Origin of the sequence: Steroidobacter sp. (genome assembly GCF_016790065.1) — a bacterium.
In the GTDB taxonomy this organism is placed as follows: Bacteria; Pseudomonadota; Gammaproteobacteria; order Steroidobacterales; family Steroidobacteraceae; genus Steroidobacter.
Genome location: NZ_JAEUPY010000165.1, coordinates 1 through 25,348, shown reverse-complemented (window position 1 = coordinate 25,348; position 25,348 = coordinate 1). Strand labels below are relative to the sequence as shown.

Here is a 25,348-nt window from a genome sequence, read left to right as displayed (position 1 = left end):
GGTCGACCATCGCCATGAGTAACAAGAGCATCCAGAGCATGACGCGTCTGAATATGTTCCGAGCTGCGGCGCTGGCTGTACTCGGCACGTTGGCGCTCGCCGGTTGTAGCGGCGGCACCAGCACCGAACAGAATCCGGTGCCGGCCACCCCGACCGCGGGCCCGTCCTATGTCGGTCCGGCCGCCGCCAACGACGACATCCAGGCGTTCCGTAACGAATTCTGGACCAATATCCGCGGCACCGATCGTTGCGGCGCCTGTCACAACGCCACCGGCCAGGCACCGTCGTTCGCGCGTAGCGACGATGTGAACCAGGCTTATCAGCAGGCTGCGGGCATCGTGAATCGCGACAACCCGTCGCAGTCGCTGCTGGTCACCAAGGTAGCTGGCGGTCACAACTGCTGGCGCGGCGACGCTGCGGCTTGCGCTAGCGACCTGACTCGCTGGATCACCAATTGGGTCGGCGCCACCGGCGCCGGCGGTAAACAGATCGAGCTGATCGAGCCGACGCCGGTGGATCCGGGCGCGAGCAAGCGCTTCCCGGTGCCGGACGGTAACAACTCGTTCACCGTGCCGACTGCGTTCAAGCCGGTGTACGACATCCTCGATGCGAACTGCTCGAGCTGTCACCAGTCCGACTCGGCCACGGCGCAGTCGCCGTTCTTCGCCGCGGGTGGTGCGCCGGGCGCGCCCATCAACACCAGCTCGTCGGTGTACACCGATGCGTATCTGGCGGCGATTCCCAAGATCAATCTGAACGACGCGTCCCAGTCACGCTTTGTGGTCCGCGTCGGTCGCGAACGTCACAACTGCTGGACCACCGACTGCTCGGCCGACGCAGCTGCTCTGCAGGCCGCCATCCAGGCGCTGGCCAATTCGATTCCGGTCGATCCGACTCCGCCGGGCACGCTCAGCAAGGCGCTGACGTTGTACGACGGCACCGTGGCCAGCGGCGGCAATCGTTACGAAGCCAACCTGATCGCGTTGTATGAATTCAAGACCGGCAGCGGCGGCGTCGCGTTCGACACCAGCGGTGTCGCGCCCACGGCCGATCTGGAATTGTCGGCCGGCATCGATTGGGTCGGCGGTTGGGGTATCAACATCCGCAGCGGCCGCGCCAAGGCGTCGACCACGGCCAGCCGTAAGTTCCACGACCTGATCACCGCCAGCGGCGAATATTCCATCGAAGCGTGGGTGGTGCCCGGTAACGTGACGCAGGAGAACACGCCTATCGTCAGCTACTCCGGTAGCACCGAGACCCGTAACTTCACGCTCGGCCAGAACTTGTACAACTACGAGTTCTCCAACCGCAGCTCGTCCACCGACGGTAATGGCGCGCCCAAGCTGCGAACCGCGGATGCCGACGAAGTCCTGCAGGCTTCCTTGCAGCACGTGGTCGCGACCTTCGATCCGGTCAACGGCCGTCGCTTGTATGTGAACGGTCAGTTCACCGGCAACGTCGACAGCTCCGGCGGGGGCAGCCTGAGTTCGTGGGACAACAGCTTTGCATTCCTGCTCGGCAACGAGACCAGCGGTAATCGTCAGTGGCAGGGCGTGGTACGCCTGGTTGCCATTCACAACCGCGCGCTGACTCTGCAACAGATCCAGCAAAACTTCGAAGTCGGCGTCGGCGAGAAGTTCTTCCTGCTGTTCGGCGTATCGCACCTGGTCAATGTGCCCAAGGCCTACATCATGTTCGAGGCCACGCAGTACGACAGTTACAGCTATCTGTTCAACCATCCCAAGTTCATCAGCCTGGATGCCACCGCGATGCCGGGCACCATTGCGCTGAAGAGCATGCGCATCGGTGTGAACGGCGCCGAGGCGCACGTCGGCCAGGCGTATCGACTGCTGGATATGAATATCAGCGACTCGCAGTACGCGGCCGCGACCGGCCAGCTGCTGTCCTCGGTGGGCACCATCATTCCGGTGGAGCAGGGCCCGATGTCGGATCAGTTCTTCCTGTGCTTCGACCAGCTCGGCTCGGTGTCCAATGCGTGTACCGGGTACGTGCAAGGTGTGACGCCGGCGCCGGTGCTCGGCGGCACCACTTCCGATATCGGTGTGAAGTTGTTCGATGCCATCAACGCCACCATGGCGTCGATCACGGGCGTGTCGGCCAACAACGATCGGGTCAAGGCTACGTACGCCAATGTGCGTCAGTCGCTGCCGGCGGTGAACGACATCGAAGGTTACTTGTCGTCGCATCAGACTTCGCTGGCGCAACTGGCGCTGCAGTACTGCAACGTGATGATGGATACGCCGACGCTGCGTGACGCGTTCTTCTCGGGCGTGAACTACTCGGCGCCGCTGACCGTGGGTAACTACAGCGCAGTCGATTCGAACGGTCAGGCCGTGATCGATCAGCTGTACAGCAAGACGGTGGGCACCGCGACCTCGCAGCCTGACAGCACCGAGTTCGCCACCGACATGGGCGATCTGCTCGAGTCGTTGTGTAACCCGGCGCTGCCGGCCGATCCGGCGCTGCCCCGCAATCGAGCTTGCGGCGTGGTCAATCCGTCGACCAACGTCAACCGCACCGTCGAAGTCATCAAGGCTGCTTGCGGTGCCGCGCTCGGCAACGCGGCGACCCTGGTTCAGTAAGAGGCAATTGGCATGTTCATCATCAAGTCACAACGCAAGCGTGCCCTCGGCCTGAACGAGCCGCTCAAGCACGGATCGCACAAGAAGCCGGTGACTCGGCGCGACTTCCTCGCGCAAGGCTTCACGACCGGTGCCGCTACGGTAGTCGTGCCCGCCGCCATGAGCATGATGACGCCTCGTCGTGCTTCGGCACTGACCGGCACGCTGGAGACCGTCGACAAGGCGGCCTGCGGTATCACCGGCGGTCGCGGCAAGATTCCTTTCATCTGTTTCGATCTGGCCGGTGGCGCCAACATCGCCGGCTCGAACGTGTTGGTGGGACAGCAGGGCGGCCAGCTCGACTTCCTGAGCACGCAGGGTTATTCCAAGCTGGGCTTGCCGGGCAACATGCTGCCCAACAATGCCACCACCAACTTCATCAACACCGAATTCGGTCTGGCGTTTCATGCCGACAGCGCGTTCCTGCGCGGCATGCTCGAAAAAACTTCGCCGACCACGCGCGCCATGACCAACGGCGCCGTGATTGCCGCGCGTTCCGAGAATGACACGGGCAACAATCCTCACAATCCCATGTACGGCATTGCCAAGGCCGGCCCGCTCGGCGCCGGTGCCAAAGGCGAGTTGCTGACCTTGATCGGTTCGCAGAACTCCGAGTCGGGCGGCAACTCGATGGCGCCGGCCATGATGATCGATCCGGCCAACCGGCCCACCAAGATCGATCGAGTCAGCGACGTGACCGGTCTGGTCGACACCGGCGAAGTCGCCAACATCCTGAGCGTCTCCGACACCGTGCAGACGCTGGAGACCATGTACAAGGTCAGCGGTCGCAAGCTCGCGCACGTCGACACTGGCTTGGGCGTGGACGATGCCGATACCAAGAAACGCTTTCAGTGCGCCTATCTGAAGACCGCCGATACGGTGGAAACATTCAGTAATCCAGCCTCGCTCAATCCGTCGCTGGATCCGCGCATTCAAACATTGTTTGGCGGCGCCAACTTCGGCGGCGACGGCGAGTTCCAGAAGACTGCGTCGGTGATGAAGCTGGTGATCGACGGCAACGCCGGCGCCGGTACCATCAGCATGGGCGGCTTCGACTATCACACTGGCGAACGCGCCACCGGCGAAGCGCGCGACTTGCGTGCCGGCCGTTGTATCGGCGCTTGTTTGGAATACGCCGCGTTGAACGGCAAGCCGGTGATGATTTATGTATTCAGCGACGGCTCGCTGTCGTCCAACGGCATGATCGACGATTCCACCGGCGGCCGCGGCAAGGGCCAGTGGACCGGCGACAACCAGCAGACCGCTGCGTCGTTCTTCCTCGTGTATAGCCCGATGGGACGGCCGACGTTGATCGGCGATGGCACGCCGGCAGCGGCCCGTCATCAGCAGATCGGTTACTACAGCGCCGGTGGCGACGTGGTGACCAGCAGCAGCCCGGCTGCCAACAACGTCAACTTGCTGGTGCAGACCGTGATCCTGAATTACATGGCGCTGCACGGCGAACAAAGTTCGTTCAACGGTCTGTTCGGCAATTCGCTGGGCACCGGTGCTTCGCTGGACGGCCTGATTGCTTTCAATCAAGTGGTCACCGGTCCCGTCTGAACTCCTGCTTGTTCGCGCTGTAACTCCTCAGGCCCGGCTCTCGCCGGGCCTGTTTCTTTCCGCGTGTTACGCGCGCGCATCGATGCGCGTAAATCCCGCGGAGCGAATATTGCCGCCTAGCCTGTTTCAGGCCGAATAGTTGTTGATTTTCTAGGCGAGTCGCCCAACTATCGCGCCGAATCTCACCCTCGCGACGCTGGTAAGGTTTCAGCACCATGGCTACCAACGCAAACAGCGACAAGCACTATAGCTCGTACCAATTCTCGGTCGAGCAGTATTACCGCATGGCCGAAGTGGGCTTGCTCGCACCGGATGCGCGAACCGAGCTGATCGAAGGAGAGATCTGCGATATGCCGCCGATAGGATGTCGACACTCGGCCACCGTGGCCTGGTTGCATTCGCAACTGGCCAAGTCGGTTGGCGAACGAGCTACGTTATTTCAACAATCGCCGCTGCGGCTGAGCAGCCGCACCGAGCCCATGCCCGATCTGATGTTGTTGCATTCGCGGTATGACCACTACAGCGAGGCGCATCCAACGGCGCGCGACACTTTGTTAGTCATCGAAGTGAGCGACAGCACCTGGATGTACGACCGCGAAATCAAACTGCCGTTGTATGCCGCCTACGGCGTGCCGGAAGTGTGGCTGGTGGATCTGGGCGTTCGAGAGTTCTCGTGCTACCGCGCGCCGCTGGGCGGCGCGTACATGGAAAGGACGACGCTGCCCGCCACCGGCAGGCTTGCGTTGCCCTCACTGGATGTTTCCGTGGACCTGAAGCGAGTGTTCTGTCTCGGCGATCAGTCGGTCTCGTAGCGCACTTCGACGAACAAGGTTCGGCCGCGGCCCGGGAAGTAACGATAATTGCCGAAGGCAAAGTCAGCGCGGTCGGCGTAGGCGCGGTCGGTGACATTGTTCAGACGAAGGATGGTGCGCCAGTTGTCGTTGGCGTGCCAGCTGACACGCAGGTTCAGCAAGTCGTGGCCGCCATACTCATTGGCATTGGCGGCATCGACGAAGTAGCGACCGACGGACACCCATTCCAACTCCGCCGCCGTCGACGGCAGGAAATTCCAATTCAAACGCGCCGTATTGATGTGACGAGGCGCGGTGTCCACGTCGCGGCCGGCGACGATGGTCTCGCCTTGCTCGATGACCCGATTGAAATCATACGTGTGCTCGGCATAGGTGCCGGCGAGCGCTAGCGACAAGGTTTCGAAAGGCGCCCACGCGAATTCATATTCGACACCTTCGTGATCGGTGCGGCCGTCGCTCACGTTGAACGCGCTCGAGTCGCGGAATATCACATTGTCCTTTTTCATCTTGAACACGGCGAGCGAATAGCTCAGCGGCCCGAAGACGCCGCGGCCGCCGAGTTCGACGCTGTCGAGCCGCTCGGAATCCAGGTCCGCCACCGATTGCTGGCGCTGCAGTCGATACAGCTCGCTGGTATCCGGCGCGCGGTAACCGCGAGTGGCGGTGGCGTAGATCGTGTGATCGTCGGTGACTTCGTAGCTGAGGCCGAGTTTGGCCGTCACGTTACTGAAGTCGTCGCTACGCTCGGCGGGACGATTGAACAAACAGCCGGCCGTGCCGCACGTGCTGCCGTTCTCGGCCGTGTTGCCGTTGATCATCTTGTTGTCGTACTCGTAGTCGACGTACTCGAAGCGCGCGCCGCCGATAGCTTTCCAGCGCTGCGCGAACGGCTGCTCGATCTGGCCGTAGACGGCAGCGACGCGACTATCGACTTGGTAATCGTAATGTTTGCCCGCGGGCCGAATCGCATTAGCCGCCGGTGCACCGTCGGTGGCTGGGCCCGGCTGGGTTTCTTTCAAGAAACCTTGTGCGAATTCGACATCGAGGCCGGTGAGCAAGCGTGTGTTGTTGAATACCGTGAAATCGAGCGACGTCAACACGCCCATCGACTCCTGGCCATTCTGTTCAAGAGGTTTGCCGACCAGGAAGTGTTGCAGGAAGTCCATGCGTGAGTAGCGCACGTACGGGCGCACAGCGAGATGCGTGCGCTCGTTCAACGGTTGCTCGTAACGTCCCGTCAATCTCACTGCGTACGCATCACGGTACGCTTCGGGATTGGGATTGGAGCGTGCAATGGATTCGTTGCGATACGAGTTGAAGCCTTGAATGAAGCCAGCGGTTTCCTGTTGCAAGTTAGTGGCGGCCAGATTCAAGCCGAGCAGCGCATCGCCACGACGATGCGTGAGCCCGATGTTCAACTTTTGTTCTTCCAGACCGGAGCTGTCGCGCCAGCCGCCGTCATGACCGGCGACCACCGTGCCGCCGATGTCGGTGGCTTCGCTCTTGTGGCTCAAGCCGAGTTTGGCGCGGTAGTAGTCATCCGGCCCGCCTTCGAGTCCCAGGCTGCGCGCCGGCAAATCGCCGGGCTCGCTGGCAATGACATTGATTGCGCCATGCATCGCGCCCGAGCCGTAAATCACGCCGGCCGGTCCGCGCAGCACTTCGATCGCACCGGCTTGTTCGCTATTGACCTCGAACAACTCGTTCACGTTACAAAAACCGGTGGGCCGAATCGGCACGCTGTTCTCGAGGAACAAGAACACACCGCACGAGCCGGGGCCGCTCAATACCGGCGAGCGAATCGCCGTCAGACTTTCCTGGCCGCTATTGCGTTGGATCATGGTGCCGGGCGCACGATTCATGATTTCGCTGTGATGCGTGGCGCCGACCACTTTCACGTCATCGCTTTTGACCAGCGAAATGCTGCCGGCGAAATCGCGCAACTGCTCTGCCTGGCGCGTGCCGGTGACGACGACTTCTTCGACACGATTGCTCTCGCCGCGCTCGGCCGCTTGAGCGGCAGAGAAACACAACGCCGAGCAACTCAGCAGCGCTGTCGAACCGAAAGCCCAATCACGCACAAGGCCACGCATAATGAGAACCTGTTGTTGAATCGTCGTCAGCTCGCCGGCGGCAGAGCGAAGGCGATGACGTAGTCGCCTTGCTTGGTCTTCAGTCCGCCATGGCCCCCGGCGGCAATCACTACAAACTGGCGCCCGCCGAGCTCGTAGCTCATCGGCGTCGCCTGACCGCCGGCCGGCAACCGGCCTTTCCACAGTTCGCTACCGGTTGCGATATCGAAGGCGCGCAGGTAATTGTCGGTGGCCGCGCCGATAAAGACCAGTCCGCCCGCGGTCACAAGTGGCCCCCCCATATTGGGCATGCCTATGGTTCGCGACGGCACGAACCAAGGCGTGCGATCGCGCGTCGACCCTAACACCACCTGCCAGCGAATGGCATTGCGGCGCAAATCCACTGCGGCCAGCGAACCCCAGGGCGGCGCTGTGCAGGGCAAGCCGAGCGGCGAGGCCAGCATTTCGCGCCTCATGCCATACGGCGTGCCGGTCTGCTGGGCGAACTCCGAGTCCTTATAACTGCCCGACTTGCGCATTGTTTCAAAACCGGCGCGCGGCACCAGCGTGGCCACCATAGGTAAATGATTGACCGCCGCCAGGATGAGCTGGCGTTCAGGATCGAAAGCCAGGCTGCCCCAGTTCACGCCGCCGACGAAACTCGGTGACAGAATGGTCCCTTGCAGGCTGGGCGGTGTGAACAAACCTTCCGAGCGATATTTACCGATGAGCTCGCGACAGCGGGCCCGGTCGATCACTGTCAGGCCCCATGCATCCTGCGGCGTGATCGCTGCGTGCGACACCAGTGCGGGTGTCGCTGGAAACGGTTGCGTAGGCGAAGCCAACTCGCCCGGCACGTTCGAGGGCGGCACCGGACGCTCGACGATTTCGAACACCGGCTCGCCGGTTTCGCGATCGAACACGAACAGCATGCCGGTCTTGGTCGCTTGCACGACGGCTGGAATGGCTTTGCCGTCGCGTTCGAAGTCGATCAGCATGGGCTGCGCGGCCAAGTCGTAGTCCCACAAATCGTGATGAATGAGCTGGCGGTGCCACACCACCTCGCCAGTCTCGGCACGCAACGCCACCAGCGAATTCGCATAGTTGTTCAAGCCTGGCCGCTCGCCGCCGAAAAAATCGGGGCTGGCCGAACCGGTGGGCACGAAAATCAAACCGCGGCCGACATCCACAGAAAAGATCGACCAGGCATTGGCGCCGCCGGTGCGGCGTGCGGAGTCTTCACTCCAGCCGCGCGCGGTAGCATCGGCCGGTGTGGCTGGAATCGGATCCCACGACCAGCGTTGCGCTCCGGTGCGAGCGTCGAAGGCACGAACGATGCCGCGTTCCAACTCCACGCCGCGGTTGTCGCCGATGGCGGAGCCGACCACGACTAGATCTTTATAAATAGCAGGCGGCGAGGTGACCAGATATTGACCGCGTTCAGTCGGTCGGGCGCCAGCGGTGAGATCGACGCTGCCGTCGGTGCCGAAAGCAGCGCAACGGTTGCCATCACGTGCATCGAGCGCAATCAATCTCGCATCCAGCGTGCCGATGACGATGCGTTGAGCGCACGGCGTGCCTGCTTCAGCCGTTTCATCGGTCCACCACGACACGCCTCGTGAGGTCGCTTCGGCGTAGCGCACGTGGCGAGCAATCTTTGGATCGTGCCGCCAACGATGCTTGCCGGTGGCGGCGTCCAGCGCGATCACGATGTCGGTGGGCGTGCTCAGGTACAGCGTGTCGTCGATCAGGATGGGCGTTGCTTCGAACGCCAACTTATCGGCGCGAACGAAGCCGGCACCGAGTTCGCCGGTACGATAGGTCCAGGCGATTTCCAGCTGCTCGACGTTCTGCGGTGTGATTTGTCTCGACACTGCGTGCCGGGTGCCACCGGCATCGCCGCCGTAATGTTGCCACTGAGCGTCGTCGTCGTTGAGGCGGCGATGCGGAGGGGCGGCCTGCAATGAGCCGACGGCGAGACCGCCCAGGCCCACGACCAGCGCGATCCCTGACAGCGTGGTTAACCGGCGACAGGCGGATGACATGTAAAAAGCCTATCGGCGAAGGTTCGAGGTCACAAGCTTTGGCTCTATAATTTCGCGGATGAAGGCCCAACTCGGATGCCGTGCCAGGCGCTTTACGGTGCCGTCGCTCGCGATACTCATCGTGCTGGCGCTCAGCGCGTCGTCGCTTTGGTCGCCGCCGGCTGCGTCGGCGGAGCAGGCTCGGCCGCGCATCGGCCTGGTATTGAGCGGTGGTGGCGCGCGCGGGGCGGCCCATGTCGGCGTGCTCAAAGTGCTCGATGAGATGCGCATTCCCGTCGATGCCATCGCCGGCACCAGCATGGGTGCGGTGGTCGGCGGCATGTATGCCTCGGGCATGCCGGTGGCTGACATTGAAAAACTGCTGCGCTCGGTGAATTGGGAAGACGCATTTCGCGACCGGCCGCCGCGCGAAGAGCTGGGCTTCCGGCGCAAGCAGGACGATCGCGAGTTCCTGGTGCGATACGCGCTCGGCGTGACCGACAAAGGCTTCGTGTTACCGCGCGGGTTGGTGCAGGGACAGAAGTTGGAGCAGGTGTTGCGTGGCGCCTCGCTGCCGGTCGCTGCCATTCAAAGCTTTGATCGTTTGCCCATTCCGTTTCGTGCCGTGGCCACCGACCTGGAGAGCGGCGAGGCGGTGATCATGGATTCCGGCGATCTGGTCACGGCGATGCGGGCCAGTATGTCGGCGCCGGGCGTGTTCGCGCCGGTGGAGCGCGACGGCAAGTTGTTGGTGGATGGCGGGCTGACGGAGAACTTGCCCGTCGAGATCGCTCGCGCCATGCAGGTCGACGTGTTGATCGTCGTCGATGTGAGCTTCCCGCTGTATGCGAGCGAAGATCTGACCTCGCCCATCGAAGTCACTAATCAAGCCTTTGCCATCTTGATTCGCGGGCGGACGCGGCAACAGCGTGCGTTGCTCGGCCCGAATGACATCGTGATCGAACCGCCGCTGGGTCGCTTTCCTTCCGCCGATTTCGGGCGCGTGCCACAAGCTTTACGAGCCGGCGAAACCGGCGCTCGAGATGTCGCCGAGTCGTTGCAAAAGCTCGCGCTCAGTCCGGATGACTATGTGAGATATCTGGCCACGCGCAATCCGCGTGATGGCACCTTGCCGACCATCGAGTTCGTGCGCGCCGATCCGCGTTCCAAGGAATACGACGCGCTGGTGAAGGCGACCATGGACAACCTGGTCGGCAAGCCCATGGATGCCGATCGGGTGCGTACGCAGTTGTCTTCGCTGTATGCGTTGGATCGGTTCGAGTCCATCGATTACAACTTGATCGAAGAAGACGGCCGGGCCGGGCTGGAGCTCGACTTGCGACGCAAGAGCTGGGGGCCGAACTATGTGCGCGTCGGCTTGAACCTCGAGGACAACTTCGAAGGCACCAGTCGTTACAACGCGGCGCTACGTTTCATTTCCACCGAGTTGAACCCCTTGGGCGCCGAATGGCTCACCGACATCCAGATCGGTAACAACCCCAAGTTCTTCACCGAGTTCTATCAGCCGCTGTCGCTGGCCAGCCGCTATTTCGTCGCTCCCAGCATCGATTTCGAAGAGCGCAGCGTGTTCCAGCTGCAAAATCGAGATCTGCTGGCCGAATATCGCGTGCGGACCTTGCAGGGCGGCTTGGACGTCGGTCGCGAGATTTCCAATTGGGGTGAACTGCGGCTCGGCATGCGCCGGGGCACGGGGCGCGCGCGGGTGTTGATCGGCGATCCCACGTTGCCGGTGGCTGAGTTCGATCGCGGCGGTTATTTCGCCCGGTTCTCGTACGACCGGCTCGATAGCATTTTCTTCCCACGCCACGGTCAGCAGTTCGAGTTCGAGTGGCGCGGTGAGCGCACCAACATCGGCTCCAACGAAAACCTGGATGCCTTCGAAACCTCGTGGCTGGTGGCGCGCTCGTTCGATCGCCACACCTTCATCTTTTGGATGAATGCGGGCACGACCGCCGACGCCGAGTTCGCGCGCCCCGAGAATTTTTACTCGCTGGGTGGCTTCTTGAACCTGTCAGGTCTGCCGCCCGGCTACCTGGCGGGGCCTCACTACGGCATCGCCCGGCTCATCTATCAGCGTCGTGTGGGGCGCGGCGGCGAGGGCGTGCTCGACCTGCCCGCCTATGCGGGCGTGTCCTTCGAGGCGGGCAACACCTGGCTGGATAGTCGCGACGCCAGTTTCGGCGACCTGCGCAAGAACGCCAGTCTGTTTTTCGGCGTGGATACGCCGCTCGGTCCGGTGTACCTGGCCACCGGCTACGACCAGGAAGGCGAGAAGGCTTTCTACCTGTTCCTGGGTCGGACGTTCTGAGCCGAGGCGGCTCAGCGGTCGACTTTCTCGAACTCCAGGGTCGGGCGGTCGCCCGGGCGGAAGTACACGTAACGGCCGCTCATCTCTTTCAGCGCGCGATCACGCTCGTCGCGGGTCGCATACCAGTGTTCGCGCGTCCAATCGCCACCCACCAGGTTCTTGAACGGATCGGTCGAGCGCAGTTTGACTCGAATGCCGAAGCCGCAGTCGCGCGGGATGGGCCGCGCCAGGTTGTGTTCGTGAGCGATGGGCATGGCGACTGGGGTTACCAAATTGGCCAAGTTGGACAAGTTCTAAGCGGGCGCGATTTTACCTTCTTTTGAGTCAGGGGTGTCGCCCGCGCGCGTACTCACCCGTCTTTAGGACGGATGTCCCCAATTCGACACTCAATGGCCCCGCTTCGTGATTGGCGTGGCGCCGTTGCAACTTTAGGATCGGACTGGGGTCGTTACAGAGGGCGACCAAGCCGCCGAATGTCCCGGCTTCTGTCTCATTCATTGCGTAATTGACGGCGCACCTGACTGAAGTGAGTAGACCGCTGCAACCTTTCGTCGCGTGCCGCAATCAGATCATCGTAAAGCGCTTGTAGCCGGCGCCGAATGGCGCGGAAATGGTAGCAACTGAGCCAATTTCCAGACTGTGTCAGGTTTTAGGGTGGGGTTGCGAGGTGTGCCGTGAGGGCGCCGTCGCGATCTCAGTGAAGCCGGTGCTGTGGCCGGTGTTGACTGCTAAGCAACGGGGAGGGGTAACGGGATGATTCTCCGTCGAACCCATGAGATGGTGAGTGGTGATCTCAGTGCGGCGTTGGCGCGACAGCCCAGCACCGAAAATACCGTGGTGAGCCTGCACACGCAGGTCGCCGATTACACGCTGGACGGTGAACGCTTTGCGCTGCTAGGCGCTTGGGGCGGGCGTCAGGAAGTCATGCTCGACAACCGGCGCATCGCCGTCGATGACGATACCTGGTTACCGATTCCCTCCGGCCCCGCCGCGGTTCGGATTCGCGGCTCGGAACCGGTCAACGTGCTGACGGTGCTGTTCCGTCGCGGCATGCCGGAAGAAGTGCTCGGCGCGATGCTCACTCCCGAGGATCGCTTGCTGGACGACGGCGAGGTGCAAGGCTCATCGAGCTTGCCCTTCATTCCCCACCTGCAGACCCATGACAAGGGGGTCACCCCGGTGCTGCTGTTCATTCGCCGCCATTGCGAGATGGGGTTGAACGATCCACTGTGGTTCGAAGAACAGTTCGCGTTCCTGCTGGAGCGCATGCTGGCGCGCCATCGGGATGTGTTGCAGCGGGCGCGCGGCGTCCCGGTGCGCCGGGCGGCCACTCGTCGCGAGATTCTGCGCCGGGTGTCGCTGGCCACCGATTTCATTCATTCCAACTTCGACAAGCCGTTGATGCTGGGTGACATGGCTCGCGCTGCCTTCCTGTCGCGCCATCACTTCTTGCGGCTGTTCAAGCACATCCACGACGTGACCCCGCACGAGTACTTGCAGCGCAAGCGTACGACGGTCGCCGGTCGACTGTTGCGGGGGAGTGAGCTGGCGGTGGAAGACATCGTGAAGGTGGTCGGCTTCGACTCCCGCTCCACGTTGTTCCGCGCGCTTCGTCGCTTCCACGGCGTGACGCCGCGTGAGTGCCGTCGTGCTGCCGATTCGCTGACCTTCATGGGCGGCATGGTCGGGGCCGCCGCGGCCTGAGCTTAGTTCGTTGAAAGCTCCAGCGGGCCCAAGCCTGCTGGAGCTTTTTTATTTTCAGTCGAGCACGCGCACGACGATCTTGCCGCGCGCCCGGCCTGTTTCACTCAGGTCCAATGCTTGAGCCGCCTGCTCGAGCGGGAACACTTTCTCGACGCTCATCTGTAGCGCGCCGCTATCGAACAGCTGGCCGAGTTGCGCCAGTTCCTCGCCCGGCTTCTGTTTGGTCGCCGTGCTTGGCGTAGGGCAGCGTAGCTTGCGTTCGCTGCAGGCCTGCGCCGGTGGCATACCGACGATGGTCAGTAGCGTGCCCCCTTCTTTCAACACGGCCGGCGAGCGTTGCAACGTATCGCCGCCGACGTTATCGAGCACCACGTCCACGTCTTTGACCACATCCTCGAAACGAGTGGTGCGGTAGTCGATGACTTCATCGGCACCGATGGATTTCAAATAGTCGTGATTGCGTTCCGAGGCGGTGGCGATCACATGCGCTCCTCGCCAGTGGGCGAGTTGTACCGCTGTGCTGCCGACGCCACCCGCGCCGCCATGAATCAGCACGCGTTGGCCACGTTTGATATCGCCATTGGTAATTAGCGTTCGCCACGCCGCCAACGACGCAGTGGGAATGCCTGCTGCCTCTTCGAAACTCAGCTTGGCTGGTTTGGCCGCAATGTTATCTGCTGGCGCGATTACATATTCAGCGAGGCCGCCACCACTAGTGACTGCGAATACAGCGTCACCAACTTTCCAGCGTGTGACGCCGGCACCGATTGCATCCACGGTGCCAGCTACGTCACGACCCGGAATATAGGGAAGATCGACGCTGTAGTTACGTTGCAGCTTGCCCGAGCGGATCTTCCAATCGATGGGGTTCACGCTGGCTGCGTGAATGCGAATTCGCACTTCGCCGCTCGCTGGGGTCGGCACCGCAACGCGCTCCACGCGCAGTACGTCCGATGCGCCGTAGCCGGTCATCAGCAGTGCTCGCATTTGCGCCGGCGCCGTTTCGGCCTCGGCGAATGGTGCGAGCAGAAATACAAACAAGCTCAGTACAAATGTCAGTTGCATGATGACGCTCGTTTCCTATGTGCGCGTCGGGAGCTTCCATGTTCCGAGCCGCTGTCGCAATGGCTTTATCCTCGGCCAAGGCCGCCCATGCCTTCGCAGTAAAGAATTCCGTCATTCGTAGCTCCCGCGACAACCAGGCGTCTGGAGCTTTCTTTTTTTAGCGCGGCCACTTAAGTTCTAGGCCACCTCGTGAGTAACGGACCGAACTCGCAGGCAAGAACAAGGAACCCCGCGTATGAGACTAGCTGCCGACTTGAGTCGCTATCGTCAGTTGCACTGGCTGGTGAGCGCCTTGCTATTGGCCACCGTGGTGCTCACCGGGTTGGCTCGCTTCATCGACAAGTCCGACGCGACCGCTGTCAGCACAACGAATGAAGGTCCTCGTAGGAATTCGATTACTGCGCCGGGTCGTGTGCAGCCCCTGGACGGCGTGATCGATATCGCCGCGCCCTCTTTTGAAGCAGGTCACGCCATCGTCACCGAGCTACTGGTGAAGCGGGGCGATTGGGTCAAGCAAGGCCAGGTGCTGGCGACCTTGCGAGGTCGGGCCGAGCTCGAAGCCGCGCTTGCGGTGCGCGAGCGGAAGCTTGCTGTTGCCAAAGCAAGGCTGGCTGCCCTGAAAGCGGGCGGCAAGGCGGACGACGTGGATGCTCTGCGCGCCGAGGTGCTGAGCGATGAGACTTCGCTGGCCTACGTCGAGGCGGAAACACAGCGAGTTAAAAAGCTTCAGCAGGACCGCATGGTGTCGCTCGCGACCCTGGAAGCTCAGGAATCCCGCCTGGCGGTCGCGACTCAGGCTCTGCAGGCCAAGCGTGCCCGGCTCAGCAGCTTATCCACGGTGCGTCCTGCCGATCTGGCCGTCGCCGATGCAGAGTGCCGTGCCGCCGAGTCGGAGGTTCAAGAGATCCGTTCGCGGCTCGAGGCGACAGTGGTGCGCGCTCCGGCCGACGGGCGCATCCTGCAAGTTCACGCGCATCCGGGGCAGAGTGTCGGTACTGCGGGCGTGCTTTCGTTCGGCCGGACTTCGGAAATGTTTGTCGCCGCCGAAGTGATGGAAGAAGACATCGGCCGTGCCCGCGTCGGCCAGAAAGTAACCATCACGGGCGATGCTCTGCCCGAAGCAGTCAGCGGCACCGTGGATGACATCGGCTACCTGGTCGGCGCGCGAGAAACATTTCGTAACGATCCGACAGCATTCATCGACTCGCGCGTGGTGCAAGTCAGAGTCCGAGCGGATCGGCCGGAACAGCTGGAGCGCTTCATCAATGCACGCGTGACCGTGGCCATTCAGCAATGAATCCCGGTGTGCCCATCGCCTTTCTGCAGCTGACCAAGCAGCCGCGACGGTTGCTGATCGCGGTGGCGGGGATCGCCGTGTCGACGCTGGGCATTCTCGGGCAGATGGGTTTCGAGGATTCGCTGTTTCGTAGCGCCACGCGTCTATTTCAAGAGTTCGATGCCGATGTGGCGCTGATCAGTCCGCAGTATCAATTCATGGTGCTGCCGGCGCAGTTCAGCGAGCGACGGTTGTATCAGTCGCTGTCCGTGCCTGGCGTGAAGTCGTTCTCCTCAGTGCGCCTCGGCATCGCACCGTTCAAGAATCCGGTGACGCGCGTGAATCGCAATGTGTATGTCGTCGGCGTGAGTCGCAACGGCAATGTGTTTGCAAACGAAGGCTGGCAGCGCAAGGCCGAAGCGTTGCGGGAGCCGGATGAGATCGTGTTCGACTCGCGCTCCCGCCCCGAGTTCGGGCCCATCGCCGAGTTGTTCGGTCGCGGTGAGGTGCAGACTGAGATCGCCAATCAACGCGTGCGTATCGTCGATCTATTTGCGATGGGAGCGTCGTTCAGCGCGGACGGGACTGCCATCGTCACTGCCGAAGGTTTCGATCGCTTGTTTCCAGCGCGACGGCCGGGCTTGGTCGATATCGGGCTTCTGAAGATCTCGCCCGGCGAGAATGTAGATGAAGTCCTCGCGCGGCTGCGCTCTGTGCTGCCGCCGGATGTGCTTGCAATGACGCACGCTGAACTGAACGAGCGTGAGCAAAAATACTGGCGCAGTACCACGCCCGCCGGGTTCATTTTCAAAACCGTGCTGATCCTGAGTTTGCTGGTCGGTTGTGTCAGCGCGTACCAGATCTTGTACTCCGACATCTCCGAGAATCTGCGTCAGTACGCCACGCTCAAGGCCATCGGCTATCCGGACAGCTTCTTTCATCGACTGACGTTCGAGAAAGCCTGGCTGCTGTCATCGCTGGCGTATCCCGTGGGGTTCGCCCTGGCCGCCGGCGTTTACCTCGGCGCGACCCATCTCACCCTGGTACCGCTCGTGATGACTGTAGAGCGCGTGATCGGCGTGTACATCGTCATTCTGGGGTCGTGTGCGCTCGCTGGCGTGTTGGCCATTCGGCGTCTACGTCGCAGCGATCTTTCGGAGTTGTTTTGAGCGCCGCGCCGCCTGTCATCTCCATTCGCGGCTTGTCGCACTCGTATGGCGAGGGTGAGCAGCGACGTCAAATTCTGCGTGCCGTGGATCTCACTGTTGCTCCGGGCGAGGTGGTCGTGATCGGTGGGCCGTCGGGCTCAGGTAAGACCACGCTGCTGACTCTTTGCGGCGCGTTGCGCTCGGTGCAGGAAGGCGAAGTGTCGGTCGCGGGTCGAGGTCTCAACGGCCTCAGCGCCGACCAACAACGAGAGTTGCGCGGCTCGATCGGTTTTGTTTTCCAATCCCACAATCTGATCGATGCGCTGACCGCGGGCCAGAATGTGGTGATGTCGCTGTTGGGGCGCTTTCCGCCGGCGCAGGCCGAGTCCATGGCGGAGGCGGCGTTGGAATCGTTGGGGTTGTTGTCGCGCGTCGATGCGTTCCCCGAAGAGTTGTCCGGTGGTGAACGACAACGAGTGGCAGTGGCTCGCGCACTCGTGCGCAGTCCCGAACTGATTCTTGCTGATGAGCCGACCGCATCACTCGACAATGCTTCCGCAGCGGCCGTGATTGAGTCGATTAAAGAGGCGGCGCGTCGCACATCGTGTGCGGTGTTGCTGGTGACTCACGATCCGCGCGTGCTGCCTATCGCAGATCGTTCGCTGCAATTGGACGGCGGCAAACTGTTCGAGCATGCGGGTCGCATCAATCTGCGGAGCGTCGGGTGAGTAGGGTGGTCGCTTGGCTCGATGACATGCTGAAGACGCTGTCGGTCAGCCGCAGCAACTACTGGCTATCCTATGCTCTCGACGTGGTTGTGCCGCTGCTGCTGGTTTTTGCCGGATCGCGCCATGCGAGTACGTTCGCTTCGGCAGCTGCGAGTGTGGCTGCAGGCATTTTCGCGTTTACGTTGATCGAGTACGCCGTGCATCGTTGGCTGTTCCATTGGAATGTCACGTTCATGGTGCGCATTCATGCAGTTCATCATCGCACTCCCAACGAGCTCGCCGCTCTGCCTTTCTTCTCCGCGCCCGGCGCGCTGTTCTTATTGTGGTTGCTATTCACCGCGCTGCTCGGCGAGCCTATTGGCAGCTACTTCGTCGCCGGCATCGCGGCGGGTTACGTTTGGTACGCGGTGCTACATCACTTGGAGCACAGCGAATGGATCCATCGTCCCGCCTTGCGGTGGCTACGGAAACGTTATGGCATGCATGTCGTTCATCATCGGCACGACGACCGTAACTTTGGCGTAACCACGTCGTTCTGGGATCACGTGTTCGGCACGTACTATCTCACCAGCAAAGTCCGCAGCCAGGTCGAGCCCGTGGCCGAGTAGTGCTTGTTTTCGGCATTCCCCGCCCGCATCTATACCGCTCCCCGATTCCCATGCAACATAGGGCGATTCCGCTGCCCCGAGGTGCGTATGTACTCGTTCCGTAAAAAAGCCGTCCTGCCAGACGCCGCCGACATTCTCCCCGGTCGCACCACGCCTCTGCGCGTCCCCGAAAAGCACTTCGTGAACGGCAATCGCATCGTCCCGCCGTTCCCCGCCGGCCTGCAGGTCGCCGAGTTCGGCTTGGGTTGCTTCTGGGGCGCCGAACGCAAGTTCTGGCAAGTGCCTGGTGTCTACAGCACCGCTGTCGGCTACGCCGCCGGCGTCACGCCCAATCCCACTTACGAAGAAGTGTGCTCCGGCTTCACCGCCCACAACGAAGTGGTCCGCGTGGTGTACGACCCGAACCAAGTCAGCTTCGAAACATTGCTGAAAACCTTCTGGGAGTCCCATGACCCGACTCAGGGGATGCGACAGGGTAATGACGTCGGGACTCAGTACCGCTCAGGCATCTACGTCTACGACGCTGCCCAGAAAGCTGCCGCCGAAAAGAGCCTCGCGGTATATCAGGAGCGCTTGAGCAAGGCCGGCTTCGGCAAGATCACCACTGAGGTGTTGGACGCGCCGGAGTTTTATTACGCCGAGGATTATCACCAGCAATACCTGGCCAAGAATCCGAATGGGTATTGTGGGATTGGCGGATGCGGCGTGACGCTTGATCTGCCTGAGGCCGCCGGCGAACCGAAGGTGTGAGCTGAGAGTGCCGGCCTCTCCGCAATAGCACGCAGCTAACGTGCTGAATCTCGCCGGAGAGCCTGGCAAGCCGACGTGGTCTCGCCGCGCGAGCAATCGATGCACACTTGCATCCAAACCATCATCGAGGCTTGCGAGCGTGCCCGAATCGAGCGCGCCGAGATTCCCTGAGCGGCGGAGTTCGTGCTCGCCGACGTTGATTCTTCAAGCGTCGAAACAATTGCATTTCGATGCAGCCGTGCTCCAGAACTCGCCAACTTCATCACGCAACTTGTTCGCGAGCGCCGATCCTGTTGCCATCTCGTGATGCGGCTCGCAGTTAGGACCGTGCATGGTCCTTAGTCTGCCGCGCTGCATGAGTTACCTGCTTCACAACTCTGCACCCATCCCGACCGGAGGTCGCGATGGCTTATTTTTGGCACGCTTTAGGGAATTGGGACGATGTCAGGACGCAGATGGCCGGTTATTGGCCGTGAGATACAAGGATTCGCGCTCGTAATATTGCTGGTGACACTGCTACTGAGCGGATGTGCGGGCGATTCGACGGACGTACAGCTGGATGCCAAGTCCGACAACGAACAGCGCAGTCCGGAGAAAGCCACGCCGCCGATGATACTCAACAGCGCGCCACAGGAAGGCCGCGTCTACTTGTCATGGGGCGAGATCGATGGCGCCGATCGCTATGAAGTCTGTCGGTCGTCAGTCGCCGCCACGGTGACCGTATGGCCGTGGTGCGAATCGACATCGCATCTATCTGCGACGGTCCCTGCGCTAGAAGACGGTAAAGAGTATCGGTTTCGCGTGCGCGCATTCGCCGCCCAAGGACTATTGGCGCAAGCCACTGTCGCGCAAACTCCTCGTCAACGCCTGGAGTGCTCCATTCCCCAGTGTTATGGCAGCGTGGCGTGCTTCTGTGCTCCGGAGCAAGCGGAGGAATGGTTGCAGAGTCGACAGATACAACCGAGCTCGCTCTATTGCCGAAATCGTAAAGTGGAGCAGTGGGGCGCGTCTGCGCCTGATTGCTTCTACACCACTGCGAACAACACAGGATCATTCTTGTTGTTGCGATCGTTGGATACGAAGTTTGTGGCGCCGACGGCGCCGCGCGAAATGTCACTGGTGCGCACAGCCGCCATCAAGGCACTCTGGCCCAAGAGCAATCCGTTCGCGCAACCGGAAGAGTTTCCAGTGCACGTCGACGTCCTGCCAGTTGCTATAGCGGGTGCGGTTCAGGCCGCGGCGAGCGCCACTAGCTATGGCATTGCGTATCACTCGTTGTTGTCCAGCAAGGTCACGCATTTCGTTCCTGCCAGTCCGCAGCCAGGTCGATACGCGATCTACCATGAAGGGCACGGCGGAGCTGCTTCGGACATCGGCGCTGGCACCATCGATTGGCTGTTGGAGCGCGGTTGGCAAGTGTTCGCTGTCGATATGCCGTTGATTGGCGCCAACTCCGGCGACAACGGTTCGCTGTTGAACATCACCAACTATCACGACGATTTCGACAAGCTGGAGGATGCCTCCGGCAATAGTCCGGTGGGGCTGTTTCTGTTGCCGATCAAGTCCGTGGTGGATCTGATCTTCAGTCATACCGACGCTGAGGCGCCGAGCCGTGTACTGATGATCGGCCGATCCGGTGGCGGCTGGTCCACCTATGCCTACTCAGCGTTGGATCCGCGCATCGATATTGCTGTGTCTATCGCTGGCGGCGTTCCTCTGAGCCAACGACTGCAGAGCGAAGATGAAGAAATTCTCGATGTGGGAGACTACGAGCAGAGTGCTGCGCATCTGTACAACGTCGTTGCACACGAAGATTTGATGATCGGTGCCGGCTCCAGCGCTGCTCTATACATCTACAACCAGTGGGACGGTTGTTGTTATCGCGTGCGGCCTGATGAACCGATCGTCGACTATCTGCGGACGGCGGGTACAGCGGTTGGCAAGACCATCGATGTCTATGTGGATGAATCCAACGCCCAGCATTCGATAGGGCCGTCCGGCTATCAGCGCCTCGAGGCCTTCCTCGATTCGGCGCTGAATAGTTCCAGTACCGGAACGCCGGGGCCTTAGTGCCCGATCAGTTCAGTCCGGCGATCCGTGCCAGCAGATTTCGGCGGCTGCTGGCCGCGTACTCAAACATGTTGATGCGTTTGAGTTGCCAAGGGCTGCAGCGCTCCGAAACAAAGCCCACTTCGGTCGTGAAGGCGACTGCGTAGCCAGCGTCGCGCACGCGGTCCGCGATGTGTGCGTTGACGTTGCCATTGGGATAAGCAAACAACGCCGGCTCCAACCCCAGGCGCTGCTGAATTTCCAGCTTCGACCGGACCAGCTCTTCGCTGACCGTATCCAGATCGATCTCGGTCATCGGCGTGTGCGTGACTGCGTGCGAGCCGATGTAGAAGACTTCGCTCTTGGAGAGCGTTGCCAGTTGCGACCAAGTCAGAAAATAGTCTTCACCCTGCAGGCATAGCTCCGGCCGCGCCCGCTTCAGCGCGGCTTGCAGTTCATTGATGGTTTGGTCGACTGCCGCTTCAGACGAATGCCGGAGGTTGCTGACCACCGATCGAATGGCTGCTCGCGCGCCGCGCTCGTCCATGCTCAGCACGTTGCGAGCCCCCAAGCGATCGAACACTTCGTCGGCCATGCCGCGATGCTGCCAGGCGTAGAACAGCAGTCGATTCAGTCGGTCGTACCAGAAATAGCGCTCGCCACCCGGAAAGTCGGTGGGCACGAACAGCACCGCCGGCACGCCATACTTTTTCAACAGCGGTAAGGCGTACTCCATGTTGTCGTACCAGGCGTCATCGAAGGTCACCAGGCACGTGCGTGATTCGAACGGTTCGCCGCTGGATATTTTTCGCGTGAACTCCGCGGGCGTGATCGGCCGCAGAAAGCGACGGATGAATCTGAGATGTAGCTCGAAGGTCTCGGGCGTGACCACGATGGCGTTGGAGGAAAAAGAGTTTCGCTGCAGCTCGCTCGGCAAAACTCGATGATAGGTCAACACCACCGCCTTGCCGCGCAAGGCCAGCCACGTGTACGCCCACAAGACGCCCGTGTAATAGCTGACTGCGATGGCAATCAATTGAAAAAGACGCTTGGCCCGCGCCAGATTACGACGCAAGCCACCGAAGCCACTGGACGTGGCGTTCCGCTCAATCATGCCTGAGAGTCCCAAACCCGCTGTAGTTTTCCAGCCATCTTACCGGTCGGCGGCGTGCTTGTCTGGCCCATTGCCGCCGCAGTCGTAACGTCGCAAACTGCAGGTGTTTTCAAGGCATCAGAGGGACCTGAATGAAACGCTTGATCGCATGCATGCTTTCGGCAATTTCGCTCGCCGGCTGCGCAACTTCGACCGCAACCGCGCCAGCGAAGCCAGCGCCGATGCCCGAGGTGACGATCTACCACCTCGAGGGCCGCAGGTCGGAACGGATCGTCTGGCTGATGGAAGAGCTGCAGCTGCCTTACCGGCTGGAATTCAAGCGCGGCGATCTCGCCGGTTCGATGGCTGCGATTCGTGCACTCAGTCCAACGGTACCGATGGCGCCGACCGTGCAGTATGGCGATCAGGTGATCGTCGAGTCCGGTGCCATCATCGAAACCATTCTCGACCGTCACGCCCCAGGCCGGTTACGTCCCGCGCTCGACTCGCCGGACTATCCTTACTACTTGATGTGGATGCACTACGCGGAAGGTTCGCTCGCAGCTCGGTTGTTTTCAGACTATCGCGCCTGGCGCACGCAGCCACCAAAGCAGCGCTCGCCACTGGTGGACTCGGAAGCGGTGGTGCAGTTCGCCGAGGAGTATCTCGCCAAGCATCCCTGGTTCGGTGGCGCCGAGTTTTCCGGGGCCGACATCATGATGAAATTTCCGCTGGATGTGGCGACCAAGCTCAACATCGTCGACACCGCTCAATTTCCCAATGTAGCTGCATGGAAAGAAAAAATTGAAGCTCGCCCGGCTTACCAACGGATGTTGGCCAAAGCACGGCCCGATGGCTTGATCGGCCCGCTGCCGGCCTTGCCTCAGCACGCACCGTCGGGGCCGCGCGGCGGCGTGGCGAAATAAATCGTCGCTATTGGCTGCCAATCAATCCGGCGGTGACGTTGATTGCAAACCCGAGAATGGCAGCGTTGAAAAAGAACGACAGGATGCTATGCGCGATCAGCACCTTGCGGATCGCGCCGGGCGTCGTGGAGACATCCGCCGTCTGACAAGCTGCGGCGATCGTGAATGAGAAGTACATGAAATCCCAAAACGCCGGCATGTCCGTATCCGGAAAGCGCAGCGGACGGGCGTCGGGCCTGGCGCCATAGAACATATCCGCGTAGTGCATGGTGAACATCGTAGGAATCAGAATCCATGCATCGATCACGGTGAACGCAGCCAGCGCGACATGCAGAGACTTCTCGGTCTGATCGAGCTGATTGAGCGTCGCAAGCAGTGCCACGATCGAGGCCATGGCCAGAATGGCCGCCATGACACTGATGATCAGAATGGCCGGCGCAGTTGGGTCTTCGTCGCGATAGTGAGCGCTGATCTGTTTGGCATTCATGCCCGTCATCAGCTGGAACACCAGTATCAGAAACAGCAGCACGCCGACGTTCCAGCTCACCAGCACGCGGGTGATGGTCGCCCAGTGTGCCGGCAGCACTAGGAACAGGAGGCAGGCAACACCGGTAGAGATCAGTAGCCTGGAATGGCGCGCAATGAATCTAGGCATTGACGACTGGCATCCTCTGTTATGAGGTCGAGCGAAGCTCGATAGTACAACTGATCGGGCCCGCCTACCGGCGAACCCGTTGCGTTGTATCGTGGTCGCGGATGTCGCGTCGGCGAAGGCGGCTAAAGGTGCCGATGCGTTCGACTTTGCGGACTTCACCGTGCTCGAAGCCAGCCCGCATGCGGTCCCGAAAGAGAAAATCCGGGATATCAAAGTCTGAGGAGCGGTGCTGGGCGGAAAGCTTTTTCCCGCGAGCGACATTCGGCAGCCTTGAGCAGTGCGAGGGCGACCAGCCATAACAAGCTGAATGCGCCGCCGCCGCCACCCCCACCACTACTGGAGGCGGTGCTCGAGGTCGCGGTGATCGTGACCTGCGCTGAACCGGTGCTGCTACTGTTCGCGACCGACACAGCAGTGATCGTGACAGTCGCTGGCGAAGGCACGCTTGCCGGCGCGGTGTAAACGCCTGAGCTGGAAATGGTGCCCGTCGTCGAACTGCCGCCGGTCACGTTGTTGACCTGCCATGTCACCGTCGTGTTCAAAGTGTCGGTGACAGTTGCCGTGAATGTTTGCGAAGCGCTCGTCTGAACGGTTGCGCTGGTGGGCGACACAGACACGGTGATGGCCGACGAATCGCCGCTCACACATGCGTTCGCTCCGGCAGTGGCCGGTGCTGCCGTCGTGGCAGAGGTCGAGCTCACAACCACGTCGGCGGTGTCTTGCCGACCAGCACTGTCAGTTACAGTGAGCCGCACAGTGTACGACCCGGAGGAGGGCGCAACGACAGTGGCGGTGTCTGTAGTGCTGCCCGAGATTGTCGTCGAGCCGCTGACTACCGTCCAAGCATAAGACGCGACGGTGTAATTGCATGCTGCCGCGCTACCGCCACCGTTCAGCGAAATGCTCTGTCCGGCGCTAACAGTTGTGGGTGTTGCAACGGCTGCGATCGGTCGCAGCGCTGCTTGCACTGAGCTGTTCGCATCAGCCATGCCGGCGCCGCAGGTTTGCGTCGTGCAGCTACATTCAGAGGTCTGCAAATCGTTGGCGCTCGTGGGGACGTGACATTGCGGCACGGTCGCATCGCTCGATACCGGAAAGGTCGTTGCTGCTTCCCGCAACCGTGCGATCAATTGCGAAGCGTTCAGATTGCCGTTCACCGAGACCATAAGTCCCGCGATACCCGCGACGATGGGCGCTGAGAAACTGGTGCCGACGTTGTAGTTGTATTGGTCGGTGTAGGAATGAGTCGAGGCAGTGGTTGTGCCCAAGTTGTAAGTGGTGTCGATCGAGTAGAGGCAAGGCTGGCCCGCCGCAGTGTTGACGCAGTTACCGCCCGGCGCGCTGACTGCGATTTCGTTGCCTAGGCTGCTGAAGCCTACTTTCGTGCCTGTGTGGCGCAGCCCTGCGATCGCGGCAACGCCAGTGCATCTGGCGGGCAGGCCGACTGGACCGCCTTCATTGCCGGCCGATGCAACGACTAGCACGCCGGCTGCAGTGAGTTGCCCAATGACGTCTCTATAGCTTGCGGGGCACGTCGTGCCGGTGGATCCGAGGCTCAGATTCTCGATCTTGGCGGGATAGGGATTGTCGGTCACGCCGTCGACATGGATTCCGGCGGCCCACAGCATCCCGGCCAGAATATCCGAGTCGTAGCCACCGCATTTGCCCAGCACGCGCACCGGCAGAATCGATGCGCTCCAGTTGATCCCGGCGATGCCGGCCGAGTTGTTGGTCAGTGCACCGAGAATTCCTGCGACTCGAGTGCCATGCCATGAGCTGTCGGATACCGAGCAGTCGTCGAACGCAGCAGAATTCGCGTCGGCCGTGGTAACCCAGTCGCCTGGGTCCGTCGGGTCCGAGTCACGGCCATCGCCGTCATTGGCCACACTTGTGTCGGAGATGAA

Annotated in this window: 20 protein-coding genes; 13 read left to right on the top strand and 7 right to left on the bottom strand. The window is 61.4% G+C overall.

Translation table 11 applies throughout. The annotated features are described in order from the left end of the window. Positions 1-14: 14 nt before the first annotated feature. The 3 genes from JNL55_RS07130 to JNL55_RS07120 all read left to right on the top strand — a co-directional run bounded on the left by JNL55_RS07130 (position 15) and on the right by JNL55_RS07120 (position 5,017). Positions 15-2,603: a LamG domain-containing protein gene (locus JNL55_RS07130; RefSeq protein WP_293851288.1), complete on the top strand. Its 2,589-nt coding sequence runs from the start codon at positions 15-17 to the stop codon at positions 2,601-2,603. A gap of 12 nt (positions 2,604-2,615) precedes the next feature. Further along, a complete protein-coding gene (locus JNL55_RS07125; protein WP_293851285.1) occupies positions 2,616-4,205 on the top strand; it encodes a hypothetical protein in 1,590 nt (529 codons plus the stop codon). 215 nt (positions 4,206-4,420) lie between these two features. Next, the gene (locus JNL55_RS07120) at positions 4,421-5,017 is read left to right on the top strand and encodes a Uma2 family endonuclease (RefSeq protein ID WP_293851282.1); all 597 of its coding nucleotides are present in this window, start codon (positions 4,421-4,423) and stop codon (positions 5,015-5,017) included. On the opposite strand, the gene JNL55_RS07115 is transcribed toward JNL55_RS07120, so the two are convergent. Both JNL55_RS07115 and JNL55_RS07110 read right to left on the bottom strand, forming a co-directional pair. Then, a complete protein-coding gene (locus JNL55_RS07115) occupies positions 5,002-7,110 on the bottom strand; it encodes a TonB-dependent receptor (protein WP_293851279.1) in 2,109 nt (702 codons plus the stop codon). The two genes, JNL55_RS07120 and JNL55_RS07115, sit on opposite strands and share 16 nt — an antisense overlap. Before the next feature lie 26 nt (positions 7,111-7,136). Continuing rightward, a complete protein-coding gene (locus tag JNL55_RS07110) occupies positions 7,137-9,134 on the bottom strand; it encodes a pyrroloquinoline quinone-dependent dehydrogenase (protein ID WP_293851276.1) in 1,998 nt (665 codons plus the stop codon). Positions 9,135-9,192: 58 nt separating this feature from the next. Between JNL55_RS07110 and JNL55_RS07105 the strand changes: the two genes are divergently transcribed. Continuing rightward, the gene (locus JNL55_RS07105; protein WP_293851273.1) at positions 9,193-11,442 is read left to right on the top strand and encodes a patatin-like phospholipase family protein; all 2,250 of its coding nucleotides are present in this window, start codon (positions 9,193-9,195) and stop codon (positions 11,440-11,442) included. An 11-nt stretch (positions 11,443-11,453) separates the two neighbouring features. Here the strand turns inward: JNL55_RS07105 and JNL55_RS07100 are convergent, their stop codons facing one another. After that, positions 11,454-11,696, bottom strand: a complete 243-nt coding sequence (locus tag JNL55_RS07100; protein ID WP_293851270.1) for a hypothetical protein — start codon at positions 11,694-11,696, stop codon at positions 11,454-11,456. Between the two features lie 499 nt (positions 11,697-12,195). Here JNL55_RS07100 and JNL55_RS07095 point away from each other — a divergent pair, with 499 nt between their 5' ends. Further along, on the top strand, positions 12,196-13,146 hold the full coding sequence (locus tag JNL55_RS07095; RefSeq protein WP_293851267.1) for a helix-turn-helix domain-containing protein: 951 nt from the start codon (positions 12,196-12,198) through the stop codon (positions 13,144-13,146). 54 nt (positions 13,147-13,200) lie between these two features. Here the strand turns inward: JNL55_RS07095 and JNL55_RS07090 are convergent, their stop codons facing one another. Next, positions 13,201-14,211: an NADP-dependent oxidoreductase gene (locus tag JNL55_RS07090; RefSeq protein ID WP_293851264.1), complete on the bottom strand. Its 1,011-nt coding sequence runs from the start codon at positions 14,209-14,211 to the stop codon at positions 13,201-13,203. 235 nt (positions 14,212-14,446) lie between these two features. Between JNL55_RS07090 and JNL55_RS07085 the strand changes: the two genes are divergently transcribed. The 6 genes from JNL55_RS07085 (at position 14,447) to JNL55_RS07060 (ending at position 20,791) form a co-directional block, all read left to right on the top strand. After that, entirely contained in the window at positions 14,447-15,508 is a 1,062-nt protein-coding gene (locus tag JNL55_RS07085; protein WP_293851261.1) for an HlyD family efflux transporter periplasmic adaptor subunit, read from the top strand. Next, a complete protein-coding gene (devC, locus tag JNL55_RS07080; protein ID WP_293851258.1) occupies positions 15,505-16,656 on the top strand; it encodes an ABC transporter permease DevC in 1,152 nt (383 codons plus the stop codon). Before JNL55_RS07085 ends, devC begins: the two co-directional genes overlap by 4 nt. Further along, positions 16,653-17,363, top strand: coding sequence for an ATP-binding cassette domain-containing protein (locus JNL55_RS07075; protein WP_293851256.1), 711 nt, complete (start codon positions 16,653-16,655; stop codon positions 17,361-17,363). The genes devC and JNL55_RS07075 overlap by 4 nt, the downstream gene beginning before the upstream one ends. Next, a complete protein-coding gene (locus tag JNL55_RS07070) occupies positions 17,360-17,971 on the top strand; it encodes a sterol desaturase family protein (RefSeq protein WP_293851253.1) in 612 nt (203 codons plus the stop codon). The genes JNL55_RS07075 and JNL55_RS07070 overlap by 4 nt, the downstream gene beginning before the upstream one ends. Positions 17,972-18,058: 87 nt before the next feature. Next, complete coding sequence (msrA, locus tag JNL55_RS07065) at positions 18,059-18,721, top strand: peptide-methionine (S)-S-oxide reductase MsrA (protein ID WP_293851251.1); 663 nt, start codon at positions 18,059-18,061, stop codon at positions 18,719-18,721. A 507-nt stretch (positions 18,722-19,228) separates the two neighbouring features. After that, complete coding sequence (locus tag JNL55_RS07060; RefSeq protein WP_293851249.1) at positions 19,229-20,791, top strand: fibronectin type III domain-containing protein; 1,563 nt, start codon at positions 19,229-19,231, stop codon at positions 20,789-20,791. A 7-nt stretch (positions 20,792-20,798) separates the two neighbouring features. Here the strand turns inward: JNL55_RS07060 and JNL55_RS07055 are convergent, their stop codons facing one another. Next, positions 20,799-21,884: a polysaccharide deacetylase family protein gene (locus JNL55_RS07055; protein WP_293851247.1), complete on the bottom strand. Its 1,086-nt coding sequence runs from the start codon at positions 21,882-21,884 to the stop codon at positions 20,799-20,801. A 221-nt stretch (positions 21,885-22,105) separates the two neighbouring features. On the opposite strand from JNL55_RS07055, the gene JNL55_RS07050 reads away from it, so the two are divergent. Beyond that, positions 22,106-22,789, top strand: coding sequence for a glutathione S-transferase family protein (locus JNL55_RS07050; protein WP_293851245.1), 684 nt, complete (start codon positions 22,106-22,108; stop codon positions 22,787-22,789). Between the two features lie 7 nt (positions 22,790-22,796). On the opposite strand, the gene JNL55_RS07045 is transcribed toward JNL55_RS07050, so the two are convergent. Further along, positions 22,797-23,444, bottom strand: coding sequence for a DUF1345 domain-containing protein (locus JNL55_RS07045; protein WP_293851242.1), 648 nt, complete (start codon positions 23,442-23,444; stop codon positions 22,797-22,799). 79 nt (positions 23,445-23,523) lie between these two features. Here JNL55_RS07045 and JNL55_RS07040 point away from each other — a divergent pair, with 79 nt between their 5' ends. Continuing rightward, entirely contained in the window at positions 23,524-23,664 is a 141-nt protein-coding gene (locus tag JNL55_RS07040) for a hypothetical protein (protein WP_293851239.1), read from the top strand. On the opposite strand, the gene JNL55_RS07035 is transcribed toward JNL55_RS07040, so the two are convergent. Further along, a partial coding sequence (locus JNL55_RS07035; protein ID WP_293851236.1) for a S8 family serine peptidase occupies positions 23,654-25,348 on the bottom strand: 1,695 nt, incomplete at its 5' end. The two genes, JNL55_RS07040 and JNL55_RS07035, sit on opposite strands and share 11 nt — an antisense overlap.